This is a genomic window from Leptothrix discophora (assembly GCF_030705305.1).
Classification (GTDB): domain Bacteria; phylum Pseudomonadota; class Gammaproteobacteria; order Burkholderiales; family Burkholderiaceae_C; genus Sphaerotilus; species Sphaerotilus discophorus.
Map to the genome: position 1 here is coordinate 94,653 of NZ_JAUZEE010000003.1, position 18,377 is coordinate 113,029.

An 18,377-nucleotide genomic window follows, 5' to 3' on the forward strand; every position below is an offset into this window, starting at 1 on the left:
TCATGAGCGACAGCCCACGCCCTCGCCCGCTGCCTCCGGACATGCCCGCAGGCGCCGAAGGCATCGACGAGTCGACCTGGCTGGACGTGATCCAGAAGATGGACGAGGTCTATTCGCAGCTGGTCGCCGACGAGGTCGCTCTGGAGGAGAAGAACGCGCAGCTGGAGCAGTCGCAGCGCTTCATCTTCAGCCTGCTGGCCTCGATGAGCGACGTGCTGCTGGCCTGCAGCGAGGACGGCCGCATCGAGGAGACCAACGCCGCCCTGTGCACGCTGGTCGGCCGTCGCGATGCCGAGCTGCGCGGCCGGCCGATGGCCGAGCTGATGGCCGGCCCGGCACGCCCGGACCCGCTCGACGCGACCGCGCCGGCCGAGCGCCTGGGCGCGCTGACGCGGGCGGTGCAGGCCCGCCGCGATGCGCTGTCGGTCGAACTGGAACTGGTCGACGCACAGGGCCAGTCGGTGCCGGTGGACTTCAACTGCACCGCCCGCTTCGACGCCACCGGGCGGCGCGTCGGCCATGTCTGGGTCGGCCGCCCGATGGGCGAGATCAAGCGCGCTTACCGCGAGCTGCAGGAAGCCCACGAAGCCCTCAAGCGGACCCAGCAGCAGCTGCTGCATGCCGAGAAGATGGCCTCGCTGGGCCGGCTGGTCGCGGGCGTCGCGCACGAGCTGAACAACCCGATCAGCTTCGTGCTGGCCAACGTTCACGCGCTGCAGCGCTACAGCGAGCGGCTGGGCCGCTACCTCGACCAGGTCCATGCGGGTGCCGCGCCCGAGGCCCTGGCCGAGCAGCGCCGCGCGCTGCGCATCGACCCGATCCTGAAGGACCTGCCCTCGCTGATGGAGGGCACGCTCGAAGGCGCGCAGCGCACCGCCGACATCGTGCAGGGCCTGCGTCGCTTCTCGGCCATGGACCGCGAGGAACGCCAGGCCGTCGACCTGCACGCCGTCATCGAACGGGCGCTGCACTGGGTCGCCAAGGCCAGCGCCAGCGTGCTGACGGTGCACCGCGACCTGGGACCGCCGGTGACGGTCAGCGGCAGCGCCGGCCGGCTCCAGCAGGTGCTGATGAACCTGGTCCAGAACGCGCTGGACGCCGCCACCGCCGCCCATCCCGACGGACGCCCCAACGCCCACGACCCGCCCGAGCTGTGGATCAGCAGCCGCGTCGATGCGGCCCACCGCCGCGTCGAGATCCGCCTGCGCGACAACGGCCCCGGCATCCCGCAGGAGCACCTGCCGCGCGTCTTCGATCCCTTCTTCACCACCAAGCCGGTCGGCCAGGGCACCGGCCTGGGCCTGTCGATCAGCTACGCCATCGTCGAGCAGCACGGCGGCGAGCTGCGCGCCGAGAACGCGCCCGAAGGCGGGGCGGTGTTCGTGCTGGGGCTGCCGCTGGACCCTGCCTGATGGACCGTTCCCGGAGACACGGACTTCATGCCCGCGCGGCTGCGAAGGGATTGAACACCGTCAATCCGAGTGCCTCGAAATCGGCGACGTTGCGCGTGGCCACCTGCAAGCCGTGAATCTGCGCGGTCGCGCCGATCATCGCGTCCTCGAACAGGGTGTCGGACTTGCGATGCATCAGCCGCGCCCAGGCGCTGAAGGCACGGGCATCCATCGGCAGGACGTTGAAGGCACCGGCCACCTGCTCCAGCCAGGCTTCGATTTCGGCGGCCTTTTCAGGATCCTGTTCGCGCGTGATCTCGATGCCGGCCTGGATTTCTCCGAGGGTGACGGCGGACAGGTGGAGTTGGGCGTTGTCGAGCGTCTGGAGCCACGCAAGAACGCCACCATGCGGCCGTGGCTTGCGCAACTCGGACACCACGTTGGTGTCGAGCAGGTAGCCGCCGGTCATTTCAGTCGCTCCACGGCTCGCCTCCTCGCCTGACCGCGTGCAGGGAGGACCAGTTCCGCGCGGGCCTCGTCGCTCAGCAGCAGGTCCTTCAACGAAGGACGGGCAGAGGACTGGAGCCGACGCCACTCCTGCACCGGCACCAGCACGGCGGCCTCGGTACCGCGACGCGTGACCATCTGCGGCCCTTCGTTGAGACAGGCATCGAGGAACTCGCTGAATCGCGCCTTCGCGTCTTGAACGGGCCAAGCATTCATCGGAACCCCCAAAACTAGTCAGATAACTAGTCTGATGACAAGTGGATCCGGTGTCAATCTCCCTTGGGCGCTCAGGCTTGGACCACGTTCATCACCCCAACATGAACCCACCCTCCGCCACCGCCTGGCCGTTGACCTGCACCGTGATGCGGTGCCAGCCGGGGTGGTAGGTCCGGGTCGTGATCGGCTTGACGGCGTGGCGCTTGAGCATGGCGCGGTGTTCGCCGGCGGCGAGCTCCAGGTTCCAGCCCTTGAAGACCTTGGGCGAGCTGCTGCCGTTGGCCTTGACGTGGTGGACGGCGTAGTCGATGACCAGGCGCTGCGGCTGCGGCGAGGTCGAGACCAGCATCAGGTTCAGGTCGACCGACTCGCCCAGCCGGATCGAGGCCGGCGTGACGCGCAGCACCGCGCGGCCCTGCAGCGGCTGGCCGAGGCCCCAGGCCGCAAGAACGGCCACGTCACCCTGCTTGACCAGCGTGCGGCTGGCATGGCGCAGCAGCGCACGGCGCTGGGCGCTGGCCTCCGGCAGGTGGCGCTGCAGCCAGTCGGCCACGCGGGCTGGATGGTCCTTGGCGATGTCGTTGAGGTGGTTGGCGACCGACCGGCGCACGTAGCCGCTCGGGTCGTCCTGCAGGGCTTCGAGCAGGGGCAGCGTCGGCGACGGGTCGGCGATCAGGGCCTTGAGCTGCAGGCCCCAGGGCAGGCGCGGCCGGCTGCCCTCGCTGACCAGGCGGCGCACATGCGCGCTGCGATCGGTGGTCCAGCGCTGCAGCGTGGCGATCACGCGCGCCGGGTGGCGGACGATGAAGGGGCGGATGGCGAACTCGGCACTGAAGCGCTGGGTCAGCGCATGCAGCGCGGCCAGCGCACGATCGGGCAGGTCTTGGCCGCGCCGGGCGACATACTCGCCCATCGCCCAGACCGGCCAGCCGGCCAGCCCCAGCGCGTGGGTGCGCAGCTCGCCGGGCTCGTCGAAGTCGTGTGCCGTGACCGGCGCCAGCGACGCCTCCAGCGCGTCGGCGGCACGGTCGAAGTCGGCCGGCAGGGCCACCTCCAGCGCATCGGCCAGCTGCATGGCGCGGGCCTTGAACGCGAGCGCGTCGAGGCCCGGACGGGCGCGGGCGACGAAGGCCTCGCGGTCGAATTCATGACAGACGCGCGACAGGTGCGCGGCCATCGCGTCGACCTGGCTGCCGTCGAGCAGGTTCTTGAGGGGTTCGGCCATGCCCTGCATTCTGGCGGTGCAGCAATCGTGTGCGATCCGTCACAACACGGTCACAGACTGCTGCGAGCCTCGCGCGCTGTTTGCAACGACCCCAGCAGGAGCCCCCATGGCCAAAGACTTCGACACGATGGAAGACAGCAACCGCTCGAACAACCCGAGCATCCACGAGGTGTCCGACCCGTCACGCCGCGTGATGCTGCGCGGCGGCTTGGGCGCGCTGCTCGGTGGCTCGCTGGGCCTGGGCGCGCTCACCGGCTGCGCCAGCGTCGGTGGCCTGATGGGCGGCAAGCTCATCGGCTTCGAGAGCGTGCCGGTCGGCACCGCCGACGCGATCGCCGTGCCCAAGGGCTATGTGGCGCAGGCCATCGCCGCCTGGGGTGAGCCGGTCGGCCTGTCGGGCGAGACCCCGGCCTTCAAGTTCGACGGCAAGAACACCGCCGCCGAACAGGCCGCGCAGCTGGGCATGCACCACGACGGCATCCACTTCTACGCCCAGGAAGGCTCGGCCGACGCCACCAAGAGCGGCCTGCTGGTGATGAACCACGAGTACGTCGACGACGGCCTGCTGCATGCCGACGGCATGGCCACCTGGACGGCCGAGAAGGTGAAGAAGTCGCAGGCCGCGCACGGCGTGTCGGTCATCGAGGTCGAGTTCAAGGACGGCAAGTGGACGCAGGTCACGCCCTCGCCCTGGGCCCGCCGCATCACCGCCACCACGCCGATGGCCGTGGGTGGCCCGGCCGCCGGCCACAAGCTGATGCAGACCGCCGCCGACCCGAAGGGCATGAAGATCCTCGGCACCTTCAACAACTGCGGTTCGGGCAAGACGCCGTGGGGCACCTACCTGACCTGCGAAGAGAACTTCATCAACTACTTCAACGGTCCGTCCACGCCCGATGCGCACCAGAAGCGCTGGGGCCTGCAGAAGGTCGACGCGAAGCTGTACCGCTGGCATGAGCATGACGAGCGCTTCGATGCCGTCAAGCATCCCAACGAGATCAACCGCCACGGCTGGGTCGTCGAGATCGACCCGATGGACGCCAGCTCGACCCCGGTCAAGCGCACCGCCCTGGGCCGTGCCGCGCACGAAGGTGCCACGGTGGCCGTCACGCGTGAACAGCGTGCCGTCATCTACATGGGCGAGGACTCGCGCTTCGAGTACATCTACAAGTTCGTCAGCCGCGACGCGATCAAGCCGGGCGGTGCCCGCGCCAACGCCACGCTGCTGGACCACGGCACGCTCTACGTCGCCCGCTTCGATGCCGATGGCAAGGGCGCGTGGCTGCCGCTGGTGCATGGCCAGGGTCCGCTGACGGCGGCCAACGGCTTTGCCGACCAGGGCGAGGTGCTGATCAAGTCGCGCCAGGCCAGCGACCTGCTGGGCGCCACCAAGATGGACCGCCCGGAATGGACGGCGGTCGACCAGAAGACCCGCAAGGTCTACTGCACCCTGACCAACAACAGCAACCGCGGCGTGGGCAGCAACCCCGGCGTGGACGCCGCCAACCCGCGTGCCAACAACACGATGGGCAACATCATCGAGTGGCAGGACAGCGGCGACTTCGACGGCACCACCTTCGCGTGGAAGCACTTCGTCATGGCCGGTGACAAGAGCCTGGAGCGCGCCGACGCCAAGGGCAACATCAAGGGCGACGCCTTCGCCTGCCCGGACGGCCTCTGGGTCGATGCCCGCGGCACGCTCTGGATCCAGTGCGACATGTCGACCTCGGCCATGGGCAAGGGTGACCTCGTCAACCTGGGCAACAACATGATGCTGGCGGCCGACCCCGCGACGGGCGAGATCCGCCGCTTCCTGGTCGGCCCGAAGGGCTGCGAGATCACCGGCGTGACCATGACGCCGGACGGCCGCACGATGTTCCTGAACGTCCAGCACCCCGGCGAGCCGGCCAGCGAACGCAACGACCCGGCCAACCCGCGTGCCGTGTCGAACTGGCCCGACCAGCGTGCCGATGGCCGCCCGCGTTCGGCCACGGTCGTGGTGCGCAAGGCCGACGGCGGCCTCATCGGTACCTGATCCGGCACCGGATCAGGCGCCTGGCCGGGCGGCGGCGCTGCCCGGTCGCTCAGGCCATCAGCGGCACGGTCATGTCCTTGACCACCTGCGGCGCGATCAGGCTGGGCGACTGGGCATAGCCCAGCTCGGCCAGCTCGCGCCCGACCGCCTCGACCAGCTGGGCGAAGGTCAACCTCGCCGCCTTGCCGCGGCGGGCACCACCGGCCTCGCGACGGTCGCGCCGCAGCGTCTTGACCAGGCTGTAGGTGAAGGCGCCGTGCGAGATCGGGCCGTGCTCGTACTCGTGCGCGAACTGCTGGTCGCTGCAGGCATAGATCAGCGTCGGCAGGTAGGGCCCGAGGTGGCCGCGCTGCTGCGCCGTGCCGGCCTTGCCGGCGCGGACCGGCTCGTAGCCCCCACGCAGGTCCATGGCCTGGCCGAGCCGGTGCGTGGCGCGCAGCGGCTGGTCCTGGCCGCCGGCCGAGCGGGTCGCGGGCTTGCCGTTGAATCGCTCGTCGTAGGCCTTGCTCGGGGCGTCGAAGCGGCGCGGCAACCACATCTCGCGCGCGCCGTCCCAGCGCAGCATGCGGTGGCGGATGTCGTCGGGCGGGTTGAGCCCGCGCACCCGCTGCGCCGCCGCGCGGGTCATGCCGCCGGCATGGCAGCAGTCGAACATGCAGACCAGGCGCAGGTCATACGGCAGCTGGCTGTAGAGCGCATGGAACTGCACGTCGCTGAAGGCCTTGCCGGCCGACCAGTCGAAGTCGTGCAGCACCAGCGACTCGTTGATGCGGTCGACCTTGCCGTCCGGCCCATAGGTCGGCACCTGCGCGCCGTGGCCGCTGTAGTAGAAGAAGCAGGTGTCGCCACCCCGCGCGTCGTCGAGCAGCCAGTCCATGCGCTCGACCACGCCGGCGGTGGTGGCGCGGTCGTTCAGCACGATGCGGATGTCCTCGGGCGCGTAGCCGGACTCCTGCAGCAGCGCGCTCACCAGCCAGACGTCGTTGACGCAGCCCGACAGGTTGGCGGCCGGATCGGCGTACTCGTTGATGCCCACCAGCAACGCGCGCTGGCGCGGCGGACGTGCCGGCGTGGCGGTGGCCTTCAAGGCTTTCACGGCCTTCTCGGCTTTCACGGCTTTCACGGCTTCTACGGCCTCGGCGGCAGGTTCTGCCCTGTCGTGTGTCGCACCCGTGGCGACGGCCTGCGCGGCCAGCGTCGCCCAGACCGCATCGACCGTCAGGCGGTGGCCCATGTACTGCTCGACGTCGTGATCGGCGATGCCGTCGATGTCGAAGCGGGTCGTGAGCGGGGTGTAGTTGTCGGCCTCGGCCAGCCGGATCGGCGCGGTGAAGACGTCGTCCTCGGGGTTGTAGAGGTGGAACCAGCGCGTGGCCTGCGGCAGCGGCATCAGCCGCCCAGCCGCGAACTGGCCGACCACGAAAGGGTTGCCGATCTGCGAGCCGCAGGTGACCAGCGTGCGGCCCGCCAGCAAGGGGGCCGTCTTCGCCTGCGTGAAGGTGTCGTAGGCGACCAGCGTGCCCAGGCTGTGGGCGACCACCACATCGGGCTGGAAGCTGCGCAGCCGGGCCGCCAGCGTGGCGCGGGTGTCGCGCCGCAGGGCCGCGTCCTCGACCCATTGCACGACCATGCCGGCGGTCCAGCGCACCCGGTCGATGACGTTGCCGAGCAGGCCACGTTCGCGCGGCAACGCCGCCGCGCCGGTGCCGCCGAGCGAGCCCAGGCCGCTGCCGAGCAGCTTGCCGACCGCCCGCGCGACGTCCAGGGCGCCGGCCTGCCGGGCGCCGAACTCCGCGTCCAGGTGCACGAAGGCGATCTCCACGGCCAGCTCCGGCGCGACCCGTGCCAGCGGCGCGCGGATGGCCTCGCGCCAGCTCGTCTCCCAGGCCGCGCCGGGCTCGTGCTTGCCGATACCGTGCACGCAGAGGATCTTCAGGGTCATGGGGCGCTCCAGGTCATGCCGGGTGGCGGATAGGCGTGGTAGCCGTCGAAGTCGGCCTTGCCCAGTGGCAGGCCGCGCTGCCGGGCGATGGCGTAGACCATCGCCAGGTGGAAGAAGAAGTTGGGCAGCAGGTGGCGCTGCAGGAACTCGCCGGCCGGCAGGTCCAGCTCGGCATCGCCGGCCCTGCTGCGGATGCGGCGGGCGTCGGCACCGGCGTAGTCTTGCGGCCGGAACGAGGCCACGCGGGACCGCACACGTGCGATGCGCCCGCGCAGGCCCGTCAGGCCCTGCGGCGACTCGCCCGGCGGCACCGGCAAGCCGGCCAGCGGGCAGCAGCCACGCAAGGCGAAGTTGGCAGCGATCTCCACCTGCACCGCCCAGGGCAGCATGTCCGGCGCCAGGCGCGCGGCCAGCCAGCCGGCCTCGGCCGCGGCCGCGTCGGGCGCCGCGCGGCAGGCCCGCTCGACCTTGGCGACCAGGCCGTCCAGCCGGTCGAGGTAGTGCAGGAAGACCGGCACGGAGGCGTCGAACAACGCGGGCACGGGGCCCCGTCCCAGTGGCATCCAGCCCGACGCCTTCAGGCTCGCCAGCGGCGCGAACAGCGGCTGCGGCAGCGCCTCCCAGTCGAACCAGGCCCAGGCCTCGCACTTGTCCGGCTCCAGCCGTTGCGGCTCGCCGCCGGGGTGGCGGGCCAGCATCACGACAGTAGCGTAGTGGCGACCTTCGGCTGCGAAGACATCGTTGGTGACCGGGCCGGCCCGCAACTCGCCGATCACCAGGCCGGTCTCCTCGGCCACCTCGCGGCGGGCGCAGTCCTCGAAGGACTCGCCCCATTCGAGGTGTCCGCCCGGCGCCGACCAGGTGCCCGCACCATGTGCCCCGCGTCGCAGCCCCAGCAACACGCGACCGGCATCGTCCTGGACCAGCACGCCCACGCCGACGCGCGGGTGCTGGTGGGCGCTGTCGCGCGGGCCGGCCGGCGTGCTCATCGCGGCGTTCAGCGTGCGGCCGGCACGACGTAGGTCGCGCCCTTCACGCAGGCCTGGGCCTGCGCGTCGGAGCGGAAGTAGTCGATCGTGTAGGTGCCGAAACCGCCTCCGTTGACGCCCATCCAGAGGTAGGCCAGCGCACCGGCCTGGGTCTCGATGTCGATGGCCGGGTTGTAGACGCCGGCGATGCCGTCGTTGCGCATCTGGACCTTGTGCGCGCCGGGCTCGATCACCGCATGCACGAAGGTGTTGGGCTTGACGGTGCCGATGTCGCGGCCGTCGACCAGCACGGTGGTCTTGACGCCGGCGGCGACCAGCATCGCGTCCTCGCGGCAGACGTAGAGGCTGGTCTTGCCGGCCACCGGCTGGAAGCTCTTGAGCGTCTGCTCGACGCCCTTGTCGCCGGTCTGGATCGAGGCGCAGCCGCTCAGCAAGGTGGCGGCAGCGAAGGTCAGCAGGGTCTTGCGCATGGTGTGGTTCTCCAGGAGTCGTGAGGCCGCAAAGGTTAGCGGCAGACGCCTGCGCCCGGCTTGATCCAGGGCCACGGGAAGAACCCCGACGTGGCGGCCGCGCCGCAGCGCATGACACCGCCGCGTCACCGAATCACCGATCATTGCGGCTTCGCGCACCGTCCCGGTGACGCATCGCCCGAAAGCATCCGCCGTGATCGAACTCATCATCCTCGTCGACTACGAGAACGTGCAGCCCGCCGCCGAGGACCTGGCCGACCTGGAAGTCGGCAAGCACCTGCTGAAGGTCTTCCACGGACCGGGCCAGAACTCGATGCCGATCAAGCTGGCGACGACGCTGATGCCGGTCGGCGCGGCGGTCGAGTTCATCCAGTGCGAGAAGGCCGGCAAGGACGCGCTGGACTTCCACCTGTCCTTCCACTTCGGCCGGCTGTCGATCCAGCATCCGCAGGCCCAGTACGTCATCGTCTCGCGTGACCGCAAGGGCTTCTCTCAGCTGATCGAGCACGGCGGCAAGCTGGGCATCAAGGTCACGCTGGTGCCTTCGCTGCGCGACGAGGACATGAACGACGACGGCACGCCGGTGGTCAAGCCCGAGTCGAGCGCGCCGGCCAGCACCGGCCGCCAGCCCCGCGCGCCGCGCACGTCACGCAGCCGCAGTGGCGGTGGCGGTGGCGGTGGCGGTGGCGGTGGCGGCGGCGGCAGTGGTGGCGGCAAGTCCGGTTCCAGTCGCGGCACCGCGTCCGCCCAGGCCCCTGCGGCAACAGGCCAGCGTCGCGGTGGCGGCCGCGACGGCTCGCGCCGCGATGCGCCTCGTTCGGCTCCGCAGCCCAACGTCCAGACCACCGCAGCGGTCACCGTGCCGGTGGTCACGAACGCGCTGGCGCCTGCTGCCTCGCCGACACCGATGGCCCCGCCGCCCCAGGTCGACGACGACGTGCGCGATGCGGTCGAGCAGCTGATGGCCGACATCGTCGCCTCGGATGACGAGGACGCGCCGGCTGCCGCGCCCGTCGACGTCGCCGCGCCGGAACCGGCACCCGCTCCCGCAGCGAAGAAGGCCGCCGCCAAGAAAGCGCCCGCCAAGAAGGCTGCGGCGAAGAAGGCGCCGGCCAGGAAGGCCGCTGCGAAGGCCGAAGACGCGGCACCGGTCGTGCCGGTCCAAGAGGTCGAGGCCACACCTGCCCCCGCCCCTGCCAAGAAGGCCGCCAAGAAGACCGCTCGCAACGCCGCCGCGAAGAAGACGGCGAAGGCCGACGCGGTGAGCGCCGCGGCCGAGCCTGTCGTACCCGCACCCGCACCCGCACCCGCACCCGCTCCGGAAGCAGCACAGGAAGCGGCACCGGCCAAGAAGGCCGCGCGCAAGTCGGCCGGCCGCAAGCCGGCAGCGGTGGCCGAGTTGGCGGCTGAGCCGGCACCCGCTCCGGCTCCGGTGCCCGCCCCCGCGCCGGCCCCGTCCGGCCGCCAGCTGCGCGACGAGCCGATGCCGTCGGACACCCGAAAGGCGCTCGACAGCCTCAAGCGCCTGGGCGACGGCAAGCGGCCGGTCAAGGTCGCCTCGCTGCGCGCCCACCTGCGCTCGCACCTGCGCGCCGACCTGAGCGAGGCCGGCGTCGAGGCGCTGCTGGAGAACATGCTCGCGCAGGGCTGGATCAGCGAGCTGGACCACGGCAAGGTCGCCTACCAGCTGCCCTGAACGCCCGCCGACCCAAGACACCAGGACCACGACCCCACGCACCGACCGCCCATGTTCACCGGCATCGTCCAATCCATCGCCACCGTCGTCGCCATCGACGACCGGCCCGGCCTGCGCAGCTTCACGCTCGAGTTCCCGCCCGGCTTCCTCGACGGCCAGGAGATCGGCGCCAGCGTCGCCTGCGACGGCTGCTGCCTGACCGTCACGCGCCACCTGGGCCCGCAGCGGGCCGACTTCGACGTGATGCAGCAAAGCCTGAACCTCACCACGCTGGGCACGCTGCAGGTCGGCAGCCGCATCAACGTCGAACGCGCCGCGCGCGATGGCGTCGAGATCGGCGGCCATCCGATCTCCGGCCACATCGACTGCCAGGCCCGCGTCGCGTCGGTCCGCAAGCCCGAGAACAACCACGTGCTGCGCATCTCGGTGCCGCCGGCCTGGATGCGCTATGTCTTCCCCAAGGGCTACATCGCCGTCAACGGCGCGAGCCTGACGGTGGCCGAGGCCGACCGCGCGGCCGGCTGGTTCGAGGTCTGGCTGATCCCCGAGACGCTGCGCCAGACCACCTTCGGCGACAAGCGGCCGGGCGACGCGCTCAACCTCGAGATCGAGCGCGGCACCCAGGTCATGGTCGACACCGTGCGCGACACGATCGACGAGCGCCTCGGCCCGCTGCTGCCGGCGCTGGCCGCGCTGCTGTCCGAGCCCGACATCGCCGCACGCCTGCAGGCCCGCGGCATCGACGTGGCCGCCGCCACCGCCACGCTGCAACTGCGTTGAACACGATGAACACGCCCCAAGCTGCCCTGCCCGCCATGCCCGCCCTGCCCGTGCCGACCGATGGCGAGGTCCTGGCCGCCACCCGCCGCTGGCTCGAACGCGCCGTCATCGGCCTGAACCTCTGCCCCTTCGCCAAGGCCGTGCATGTCAAGGACCAGATCCGCTGGGTCGTCAGCCAGGCCACCACGCCCGAGGCGCTGCAGGCCGAACTCGCCATCGAACTGCACCGGCTGGCCGAGACCGACCCGGAACAGATCGAGACCACGCTGCTGATCCACCCGCAGGTGCTGACCGACTTCCTCGACTACAACGACTTCCTCGAAGTGGCCGACGCCACCGTCGAGGAGCTGGGCTACGAGGGCGAGCTGCAGGTCGCGAGCTTCCACCCCGACTACCAGTTCGACGGCACCGAGCCCGACGACGTCGACAACGCCAGCAACCGCTCGCCCTGGCCGACGCTGCACCTGCTGCGCGAGGCCAGCATCGAGGCGGCGGTCGAGGCATTCCCCGACGCGGCCGACATCTACGACCGCAACATCGAGACGCTGCGCCAGCTCGGCGCCGCAGGCTGGCGCCGGCTGCTGACCGACCCAAGCTGAGCCGACGCCCGTCCTCGCTGCTGGAGACCCCGCACCATGCCCGACGACGACATCGCCACGCTGCGCCGCATCCTCAGGACCTGCCGCACGATCGCGGTGGTCGGCCTGTCGGCGGAGTGGCACCGGCCGAGCTTTTTCGCGGCCAAGTACTTGCAGGCCAAGGGCTACCGCATCGTGCCGGTCAACCCGCGCTACCCGGAGATCCTCGGCGAGACCAGCTACGCGCGGCTGGAGGACATCCCGTTTCCCGTCGACATGGTGGACGTCTTCCGCAAGCCGGCCGACGTGCTGCCGATCGCACACAGCGCCGTCGCCATCGGCGCCAGCTGCCTGTGGCAGCAACTCGGCGTGATCAACCGCGAGGCCGACGCCGCAGCCCGCGCCGCCGGGCTGATCAGCGTGATGGACCGCTGCGTGAAGATCGAGCATGCACGCCTGTACGGCGGCCTGAACTGGGCCGGCGTCAACACCGGCGTGATCTCGGCGCAGCGGCCGATCTGAGCGGCCAGAGCCGCCCCCCACGAACACCGGACCCGCCATGGCCGACCACGCCTACCAGCCCGAGACCCTGGCGATCCATGCCGGCCAGATCCCCGACGCGGCCACCGGCGCACGCGCGCTGCCGATCTACCAGACCACCAGCTTCGTGTTCGACAGCGCCGAGCATGCGGCCAGCCTGTTCAACCTGCAGACCTTCGGCAACGTCTACTCGCGGCTGTCGAACCCGACGGTCGCGGCGCTGGAGGAGCGCGTCGCCGCGCTCGAGAACGGCCGCGCCGCGCTGGCCGTGTCCTCGGGCATGGCGGCCGAGGCGACCGCGCTGATGACCCTGCTGCAGGCCGGCGACCATGTCGTCGCGGCCGGCGCGCTGTACGGCGGCACCGTCACCATGCTGGCGGTCAACCTGAAGAAGTTCGGCATCGAGACCACCTTCGTTGACGCCACCGACCCGCAGGCCTTCGCCGCCGCGATGCGGCCGAACACGCGTGCGGTCTATGCCGAGAGCCTGGGCAACCCCAGCCTGGTCGTGCTGGACATCGCCGCCGTGGCCGAGGTGGCGCATGCGCACGGCGTGCCGCTGATCATCGACAACACCGTGCCCTCGCCGGCGCTGTGCAACCCGCTGGACCTGGGCGCGGACATCGTCATCCACAGCGTGACCAAGTACCTCGGCGGCCACGGCACCACGCTGGGCGGCGTGATCGTCGAGGCCGGCCGTTTCCCCTGGGACAACGGCAAGTTCCCCGGCATGACCGAACCGTCACCGGGCTACCACGGCGTCAAGTTCTACGAAACGTTTGGCGACTTCGGCTTCTCGATGCGCTGCCGCATGGAGACCCTGCGCGTGCAGGGCGCCGCGCTGGCACCGACCAGCGCCTGGCAGCTGCTGCAGGGCATCGAGACCCTGCACCTGCGCATGGAACGCCACACCGCCAACGCCCTCGCGCTGGCCCGCCACCTGCGCGACGACCCGCGCGTGGCCTGGGTCAACTACCCCGGCCTGGAAGACCACCCGCAACACGCGCTGATGCGCCGCCAGATGCGCGGCGCCTCCGGCCTGCTCGCCTTCGGCGTCAAGGGCGGCGCGGCAGCCGGCGTGCGCTTCATCGAGGGGGCCCAGTTCATGAGCCACCTGGTCAACATCGGCGACACCCGCACCCTCATCAGCCACCCGGCCAGCACGACCCACCGCCAGCTCGACGAATCCCAGCAACGCGCCGCCGGCGTGCTGCCGGACATGGTCCGCATCTCGGTGGGGATCGAGCACATCGACGACATCCTGTGGGATGTGGATCAGGCCTTGGGGAAGGCGGTCGGGGACAGCTGAGGTCCGGGTTGTGAGTCCTGACGCAAGCCGCCGCTAGGCGCCCGGCAACCTCGGCACCGCCGACGCCGGCGACACGCCCTGCGCGATCGCCGCATCTCGTTCGGCCTGCCGGGCGCGCTGGAAGGCCGGGCGCTGTTGCAGGGCCTGCCAGTAGGCCGCGACCGCCGGCTTGAAGCGGGCCGACAGGCCCAGCTCGTCGGCCAGCAGCAGGGCGTAGCCGAGCGAGGCGTCGGCGGCGGTGAAACGGCCGGCGCAGACGTGGTCGGTGCCGGCGCCGGGTTGCTGCAGCGCGGCGTCGAGCGTGCGCAAGCGCGAGAAGAACCACTGGGTGTAGTCGGCCACGACCTGCGGCTGGCGGCGCTCGGGCGGCTCGAAGCAGGCGTAGCGCAGCAGCAGCGTCTGCGGAAAGGTCAGCGTGGCCTCGCCGAAATGCAGCCATTGCAGCCAGGCGCCGAAGGCCGGCTCGTCGGGCCGCACCGCCAGCGGCGTGTTGCCGCCGTGACGGGCGACCAGGTATTCGCAGATCGCGGCCGATTCGGCCAGGCGGGTCTCGCCGTCGATCAGCAGCGGCACCGTCCCCTGCGGATGGACCTCCAGGTAGCCGGCCGCCTGCACGCGCGGCGGGAAGGGCCAGACGGTCAGCTGGTACGACAGGCCCAGCTCCTCCAGCATCCAGAAGGCCCGGAAGGACCGGGCGGCGACACAGTGGTGCAGGTGGATCATCGAATGAGCCTGTGGGTGTTCGGTTTGCGTGGCGACCCGTTCATGCGGCCTGTTCATGCGACCTGTTCATGCGGCGCGCTTGGCGAGCAGCGCGCGCGCCACGCGCGAGCCGTTGGGCTGGCCCAGCGCGGCGCGGATGGCCTGGCCGGCATCGATCAGGCGGTCCAGGTCGATGCCGGTCTCGATGCCCAGGCCGTGCAGCAGCCAGACCACGTCCTCGGTGGCGACGTTGCCGGTCGCGCCCTTGGCATAGGGACAGCCGCCCAGGCCGCTGACGCTGGTGTCGAAGGTCGCGATGCCGACCTCCAGGCTGGCGTAGACGTTGGCCAGCGCCATGCCGTAGGTGTCGTGGAAATGGCCGCTGACCTGCTCAATCGGGTAATGGCGCAGGGCCGCTTCCAGCGCGGCGCGGACCCGGCCGGGCGTGCCCACGCCGATGGTGTCGGCCACGCCGACGTGTTCGACACCGATCTGGCGCATCAGGCGCGCCACCAGCTCGACCCGCCCCGGCGCGATCTCGCCCTCGTAGGGACAGCCGACGGCGCAGGAGATCGCGCCACGGACCTTGACGCCGGCCGCCCGGGCGGACGCGACCACCGGCGCGAAGCGCTCGATGGATTCGGCGATCGAGCAGTTGATGTTGCGCTGGCTGAAGGCCTCGCTGGCCGCGCCGAAGACGACGATCTCGTCGGGCCGGTCCTGCCGAGCCGCTTCCCAGCCCTTCAGGTTGGGCGTCAGCACCGAATAGCGCACGCCCGGCTGGCGGGTGATCCCGGCCATGACCTCGGTGTTGTCGGCCATCTGCGGCACCCACTTCGGGCTGACGTAGCTGGTGACCTCGATCTCGCGCAGGCCGGCGGCCTGCAGCGCATGGACCAGGGCGATCTTGTCGGCGGCGGCAACGGCCTGCTTCTCGTTCTGCAGGCCGTCGCGCGGGCCGACCTCGACGATCGTGACGAGGGCGGGCAGGTTCATCGATGGCTTCATGGCAGGGCTCCGTGTCGGGTTCAGCGTCGCTCAGTCTTCCAGGCGCAGCAGCTCGGCGCCCTCGCCCACCTGGTCGCCGACCGCGTACAGCAGCTCGGCGACGACGCCGTCGCGCGGCGCGGCGATGGTGTGTTCCATCTTCATCGCCTCCATGACCGCCAGCGGCTGGCCGCGCTCGACCCGGTCGCCGGCCCGGGCCAGCAGCGCGACGACCTTGCCGGGCATGGGCGCGGTCAGGCGTCCACCGCCATCGGCGCCGTCGCCGGCATGGGCGATCGGGTCGAAGTCCTGCAGCTCGACCGAACCCTGCGCGCCGAACACGGCCACGGTCTCGCCGACCGCGTGAACGTGCAGCGTGCGTCGTTCGCTGCCCAGCGTGATGTCGTGGCGGGACTCGCCGAGCGCCTGCACGACCAACGGCCAGGACGACCCACCCAGCGCCAGCTGCAGCCGGCCGTCGTGGTGGCGTTCAAGCGTGACGATGTGGTGGACCTCGCCCTGCTTGAGGTCGAAGCGCCGCCGCGCGCCGCCGTGGAGGCGCCAGCCGTCGCGGCGCGACCAGGGGTCCGTGCCTTCGAGCGCTACCTCGGCCTGCAGCGACTGGGCGATGACGCCGGCGGCGGCCCATTCGAGCGGCATGCCTTGCTGGTCGAACAGCACGGCGCGCTCGCGCTCGATCAACGCGGTGTCGAGGTCGGCCTCGGCGAAGGACCGGCTGGCGACGACGCGGCGCAGGAAGGCGACGTTGGTCTGCAGGCCGACGATGCGGGTCTGCGCGAGCGCGGCATCCAGCCTGGCCAGCGCCTGGGCGCGGTCCTCGCCCCAGACGAGGAGCTTGGCGACCATCGAGTCGTAGTGCGGGCTGATCGCGTCGCCCTCGCGCACGCCGGCATCGACGCGCAAGGCGGCCGCAGGCTCATCGCCCGAGCCACTGGCGTTGCGCATGAAGGCGACGTGGGCGGGCCAGCGCAGCACGTCCAGCGAGCCGGTGGCGGGCAGGAAGCCGGCGTCGGGGTTCTCGGCGCAGAGGCGGGCCTCGATCGCATGGCCGCGGATGCGCAGCGCGTCCTGCGTCGCGGGCAGGCGCTCGCCACCGGCCACGCGCAGCTGCCACTCGACCAGGTCGTGGCCGGTGATGGCCTCGGTCACCGGATGCTCGACCTGCAGCCGCGTGTTCATCTCCATGAAAAAAAACCGCAGGTCACCGTCTGCCGTCGGCTCGGCGATGAACTCGACCGTGCCCGCGCCCACATAGCCCACCGCCTGCGCCGCCGCCACCGCCGCCGCGCCCATCTCGGCACGGCGTGCGGCGCTCATGCCGGGCGCGGGCGCTTCTTCGAGCACCTTCTGGTGGCGGCGCTGGACCGAGCAGTCCCGCTCGAACAGGTAGACGCACTGCCCGTGGCCGTCGGCGAAGACCTGGATCTCGATGTGGCGCGGCCGGGTCACGTAGCGCTCGACCAGCACGTGGTCGTCGCCGAAGCTGGCCTGGGCCTCGCGCTGGCAGGAGGCCAGCGCGGCGGCGAAGTCCTCGGCCCGGTCGACCCGTCGCATGCCCCGGCCGCCACCGCCGGCGCTGGCCTTGATCAGCACTGGGTAGCCGATGCGATCGGCCTCGCGCTGCAGCAGCGCGGGATCGTTGTCGCGGCCGTGGTAGCCGGGCACCAGCGGCACGCCGGCACGTTCCATCAGCGACTTGGCGGCCGACTTGCTGCCCATCGCGGCGATGGCCTCGGCCGGCGGGCCGATGAACACGAGGCCGGCGGCGGCGCAGGCCCGCGCGAAGTCCTCGTTCTCGCTCAGGAAGCCGTAGCCGGGGTGGATGGCCTGGGCGCCGGTCGCCTTCGCGGCATCGAGGATGCGCTGCCACTGCAGGTAGCTGTCGCGCGCGGCCGCGCCGCCGATGTGGACCGCCTCGTCGCAGGCCCGGACGTGGGCGGCCTGCGCATCGGCGTCGGAGTACACCGCGACGGTCTGCACGCCCAGGCGGCGCGCGGTGGTCGCGACACGGCAGGCGATCTCGCCCCGGTTGGCGATCAGGATCTTCTTGAACATGGTGTCTCCAGGATGCGGTGCGATCGGGGTCGTTCGGGGCTGGCTCAGGGGCTGGCTCGGGGGGTGGCTCAGGCGCTGAGCCAGCCGGGGCTGCGCTTGCCGAGGAAGGCCGAGACGCCCTCCTTGCCCTCGGCGCTGCCGCGGATGTCGGCGATGCGGCGGGCGGTGTCGGCGCGCAGCTCCGCGGTGAGGGGCTGGCCGGCGAGGTCCTGCACCAGCCGCTTGCAGGCGCGCACCGCCGCCGGGCCGTTGGCCACCAGCGCGTCGAGCAGGGCCTGCACGCGGGCATCGAGCGCATCGGCCGCGCAGGTCTCGTGGACCAGGCCGATGCGGCGGGCCTCGGCGGCGTCGAAGCGTTCGGCGGTCGTGAAGTAGCGCTGCGCCGACCTCACGCCGATGGCCTGCACGACGTAGGGGCCGATGGTGGCGGGCAGCAGGCCGAGCTTCGCCTCGCTCAGGCAGAAGCCGACCGTCTCGGCCGCCACCGCGATGTCGCAGACGGCGGCCAGGCCGACGCCGCCGGCATAGCAGTCGCCGTGGATGCAGCCGACCACCGGCACGGGGCAGCGGTGGATCGTCCACAGCATGTCGGCCAGGGCCTGCGCGTCGGCACGGTTCTGGTCCCAGCTGTAGTCGGCCATGGCCCGCATCCAGTTCAGGTCGGCACCGGCGCAGAAGGCCTTGCCGTGGCCGGCCAGGACGACGGCGCGCAGGTCACCGCCCTGCTCGACCTCGGCGGCGAAGCCGGCGAAGGCGGCGTCCAGTTCGGCGATCACCGCGTCGTTGAAGGCGTTGCGGACCTCCGGGCGGTTGAGCCAGACCTCGGCGACGTGGGGGCGGGGGCGGCGGATGTCGAGGGTGGTGGTCATGGACAGGTGTCCTCCTGGTGCCACGAATGGACGAAACCGGCCCCAGGCGCAGGCTGGCCTAGCGG

Annotated in this window: 17 protein-coding genes; 7 read left to right on the plus strand and 10 right to left on the minus strand. The window is 71.3% G+C overall.

What is annotated here, in order from left to right; translation table 11 throughout:
- The first annotated feature begins 41 nt into the window (after positions 1-41).
- The gene (locus Q8X39_RS06585) at positions 42-1,412 is read left to right on the plus strand and encodes a sensor histidine kinase (RefSeq protein ID WP_305748859.1); all 1,371 of its coding nucleotides are present in this window, start codon (positions 42-44) and stop codon (positions 1,410-1,412) included.
- A 25-nt stretch (positions 1,413-1,437) separates the two neighbouring features.
- On the opposite strand, the gene Q8X39_RS06590 is transcribed toward Q8X39_RS06585, so the two are convergent.
- The 3 genes from Q8X39_RS06590 to Q8X39_RS06600 form a co-directional block, all read right to left on the minus strand.
- Complete coding sequence (locus Q8X39_RS06590; protein WP_305748860.1) at positions 1,438-1,860, minus strand: type II toxin-antitoxin system VapC family toxin; 423 nt, start codon at positions 1,858-1,860, stop codon at positions 1,438-1,440.
- Positions 1,857-2,114 (minus strand): type II toxin-antitoxin system Phd/YefM family antitoxin, encoded by a 258-nt coding sequence (locus Q8X39_RS06595; RefSeq protein ID WP_305748861.1) that lies wholly within the window; start codon positions 2,112-2,114, stop codon positions 1,857-1,859. The genes Q8X39_RS06590 and Q8X39_RS06595 overlap by 4 nt, the downstream gene beginning before the upstream one ends.
- A gap of 91 nt (positions 2,115-2,205) precedes the next feature.
- Positions 2,206-3,339 carry a DNA alkylation repair protein gene (locus Q8X39_RS06600; RefSeq protein WP_305748862.1) on the minus strand — a complete coding sequence of 378 codons (1,134 nt, stop codon included), beginning with the start codon at positions 3,337-3,339 and terminating at the stop codon, positions 2,206-2,208.
- Between the two features lie 106 nt (positions 3,340-3,445).
- Between Q8X39_RS06600 and Q8X39_RS06605 the strand changes: the two genes are divergently transcribed.
- The gene (locus tag Q8X39_RS06605) at positions 3,446-5,374 is read left to right on the plus strand and encodes a PhoX family protein (protein WP_305748863.1); all 1,929 of its coding nucleotides are present in this window, start codon (positions 3,446-3,448) and stop codon (positions 5,372-5,374) included.
- 49 nt (positions 5,375-5,423) lie between these two features.
- On the opposite strand, the gene Q8X39_RS06610 is transcribed toward Q8X39_RS06605, so the two are convergent.
- The 3 genes from Q8X39_RS06610 to Q8X39_RS06620 are packed head-to-tail and all read right to left on the minus strand — an operon-like array spanning position 5,424 to position 8,775.
- Positions 5,424-7,316, minus strand: coding sequence for a caspase family protein (locus Q8X39_RS06610; RefSeq protein WP_305748864.1), 1,893 nt, complete (start codon positions 7,314-7,316; stop codon positions 5,424-5,426).
- Positions 7,313-8,305 carry a DUF1993 family protein gene (locus Q8X39_RS06615; RefSeq protein ID WP_305748865.1) on the minus strand — a complete coding sequence of 331 codons (993 nt, stop codon included), beginning with the start codon at positions 8,303-8,305 and terminating at the stop codon, positions 7,313-7,315. Before Q8X39_RS06615 ends, Q8X39_RS06610 begins: the two co-directional genes overlap by 4 nt.
- 8 nt (positions 8,306-8,313) lie before the next feature.
- The gene (locus Q8X39_RS06620; RefSeq protein ID WP_305748866.1) at positions 8,314-8,775 is read right to left on the minus strand and encodes a DUF2846 domain-containing protein; all 462 of its coding nucleotides are present in this window, start codon (positions 8,773-8,775) and stop codon (positions 8,314-8,316) included.
- Between the two features lie 193 nt (positions 8,776-8,968).
- Here Q8X39_RS06620 and Q8X39_RS06625 point away from each other — a divergent pair, with 193 nt between their 5' ends.
- From Q8X39_RS06625 to Q8X39_RS06645, 5 genes are read left to right on the plus strand one after another with little or no spacing between them, the layout of a single operon-like run.
- Positions 8,969-10,471 carry a PIN domain-containing protein gene (locus Q8X39_RS06625; protein WP_305748867.1) on the plus strand — a complete coding sequence of 501 codons (1,503 nt, stop codon included), beginning with the start codon at positions 8,969-8,971 and terminating at the stop codon, positions 10,469-10,471.
- Positions 10,472-10,522: 51 nt separating this feature from the next.
- Complete coding sequence (locus tag Q8X39_RS06630) at positions 10,523-11,251, plus strand: riboflavin synthase subunit alpha (RefSeq protein WP_305748868.1); 729 nt, start codon at positions 10,523-10,525, stop codon at positions 11,249-11,251.
- Positions 11,252-11,286: 35 nt separating this feature from the next.
- Positions 11,287-11,850 carry a DUF1415 domain-containing protein gene (locus Q8X39_RS06635; RefSeq protein ID WP_305748869.1) on the plus strand — a complete coding sequence of 188 codons (564 nt, stop codon included), beginning with the start codon at positions 11,287-11,289 and terminating at the stop codon, positions 11,848-11,850.
- 36 nt (positions 11,851-11,886) lie between these two features.
- Positions 11,887-12,351, plus strand: coding sequence for a CoA-binding protein (locus Q8X39_RS06640; RefSeq protein WP_305748870.1), 465 nt, complete (start codon positions 11,887-11,889; stop codon positions 12,349-12,351).
- 37 nt (positions 12,352-12,388) lie between these two features.
- Positions 12,389-13,678, plus strand: a complete 1,290-nt coding sequence (locus Q8X39_RS06645; protein ID WP_305748871.1) for an O-acetylhomoserine aminocarboxypropyltransferase/cysteine synthase family protein — start codon at positions 12,389-12,391, stop codon at positions 13,676-13,678.
- A 33-nt stretch (positions 13,679-13,711) separates the two neighbouring features.
- Here Q8X39_RS06645 and Q8X39_RS06650 read toward each other — a convergent pair whose 3' ends face one another.
- The 4 genes from Q8X39_RS06650 to Q8X39_RS06665 all read right to left on the minus strand — a co-directional run bounded on the left by Q8X39_RS06650 (position 13,712) and on the right by Q8X39_RS06665 (position 18,312).
- Entirely contained in the window at positions 13,712-14,401 is a 690-nt protein-coding gene (locus tag Q8X39_RS06650) for a glutathione S-transferase family protein (RefSeq protein WP_305748872.1), read from the minus strand.
- 66 nt (positions 14,402-14,467) lie between these two features.
- Entirely contained in the window at positions 14,468-15,388 is a 921-nt protein-coding gene (locus Q8X39_RS06655) for a hydroxymethylglutaryl-CoA lyase (RefSeq protein ID WP_305748873.1), read from the minus strand.
- Positions 15,389-15,418: 30 nt separating this feature from the next.
- Entirely contained in the window at positions 15,419-17,443 is a 2,025-nt protein-coding gene (locus tag Q8X39_RS06660) for an acetyl/propionyl/methylcrotonyl-CoA carboxylase subunit alpha (RefSeq protein WP_305748874.1), read from the minus strand.
- A gap of 68 nt (positions 17,444-17,511) precedes the next feature.
- The gene (locus Q8X39_RS06665) at positions 17,512-18,312 is read right to left on the minus strand and encodes an enoyl-CoA hydratase/isomerase family protein (protein WP_305748875.1); all 801 of its coding nucleotides are present in this window, start codon (positions 18,310-18,312) and stop codon (positions 17,512-17,514) included.
- Between the last annotated feature and the right edge of the window lie 65 nt (positions 18,313-18,377).

Coding starts and splice junctions, on each gene's coding strand:
- Q8X39_RS06585 (WP_305748859.1), top strand. CDS start 42: ATGCCCGCAGGCGCCGAAGGCATCGACGAGTCGACCTGGCTGGACGTG.
- Q8X39_RS06590 (WP_305748860.1), bottom strand. CDS start 1,860: ATGACCGGCGGCTACCTGCTCGACACCAACGTGGTGTCCGAGTTGCGC.
- Q8X39_RS06595 (WP_305748861.1), bottom strand. CDS start 2,114: ATGAATGCTTGGCCCGTTCAAGACGCGAAGGCGCGATTCAGCGAGTTC.
- Q8X39_RS06600 (WP_305748862.1), bottom strand. CDS start 3,339: ATGGCCGAACCCCTCAAGAACCTGCTCGACGGCAGCCAGGTCGACGCG.
- Q8X39_RS06605 (WP_305748863.1), top strand. CDS start 3,446: ATGGCCAAAGACTTCGACACGATGGAAGACAGCAACCGCTCGAACAAC.
- Q8X39_RS06610 (WP_305748864.1), bottom strand. CDS start 7,316: ATGACCCTGAAGATCCTCTGCGTGCACGGTATCGGCAAGCACGAGCCC.
- Q8X39_RS06615 (WP_305748865.1), bottom strand. CDS start 8,305: ATGAGCACGCCGGCCGGCCCGCGCGACAGCGCCCACCAGCACCCGCGC.
- Q8X39_RS06620 (WP_305748866.1), bottom strand. CDS start 8,775: ATGCGCAAGACCCTGCTGACCTTCGCTGCCGCCACCTTGCTGAGCGGC.
- Q8X39_RS06630 (WP_305748868.1), top strand. CDS start 10,523: ATGTTCACCGGCATCGTCCAATCCATCGCCACCGTCGTCGCCATCGAC.
- Q8X39_RS06635 (WP_305748869.1), top strand. CDS start 11,287: ATGCCCGCCCTGCCCGTGCCGACCGATGGCGAGGTCCTGGCCGCCACC.
- Q8X39_RS06640 (WP_305748870.1), top strand. CDS start 11,887: ATGCCCGACGACGACATCGCCACGCTGCGCCGCATCCTCAGGACCTGC.
- Q8X39_RS06645 (WP_305748871.1), top strand. CDS start 12,389: ATGGCCGACCACGCCTACCAGCCCGAGACCCTGGCGATCCATGCCGGC.
- Q8X39_RS06650 (WP_305748872.1), bottom strand. CDS start 14,401: ATGATCCACCTGCACCACTGTGTCGCCGCCCGGTCCTTCCGGGCCTTC.
- Q8X39_RS06655 (WP_305748873.1), bottom strand. CDS start 15,388: ATGAAGCCATCGATGAACCTGCCCGCCCTCGTCACGATCGTCGAGGTC.
- Q8X39_RS06660 (WP_305748874.1), bottom strand. CDS start 17,443: ATGTTCAAGAAGATCCTGATCGCCAACCGGGGCGAGATCGCCTGCCGT.
- Q8X39_RS06665 (WP_305748875.1), bottom strand. CDS start 18,312: ATGACCACCACCCTCGACATCCGCCGCCCCCGCCCCCACGTCGCCGAG.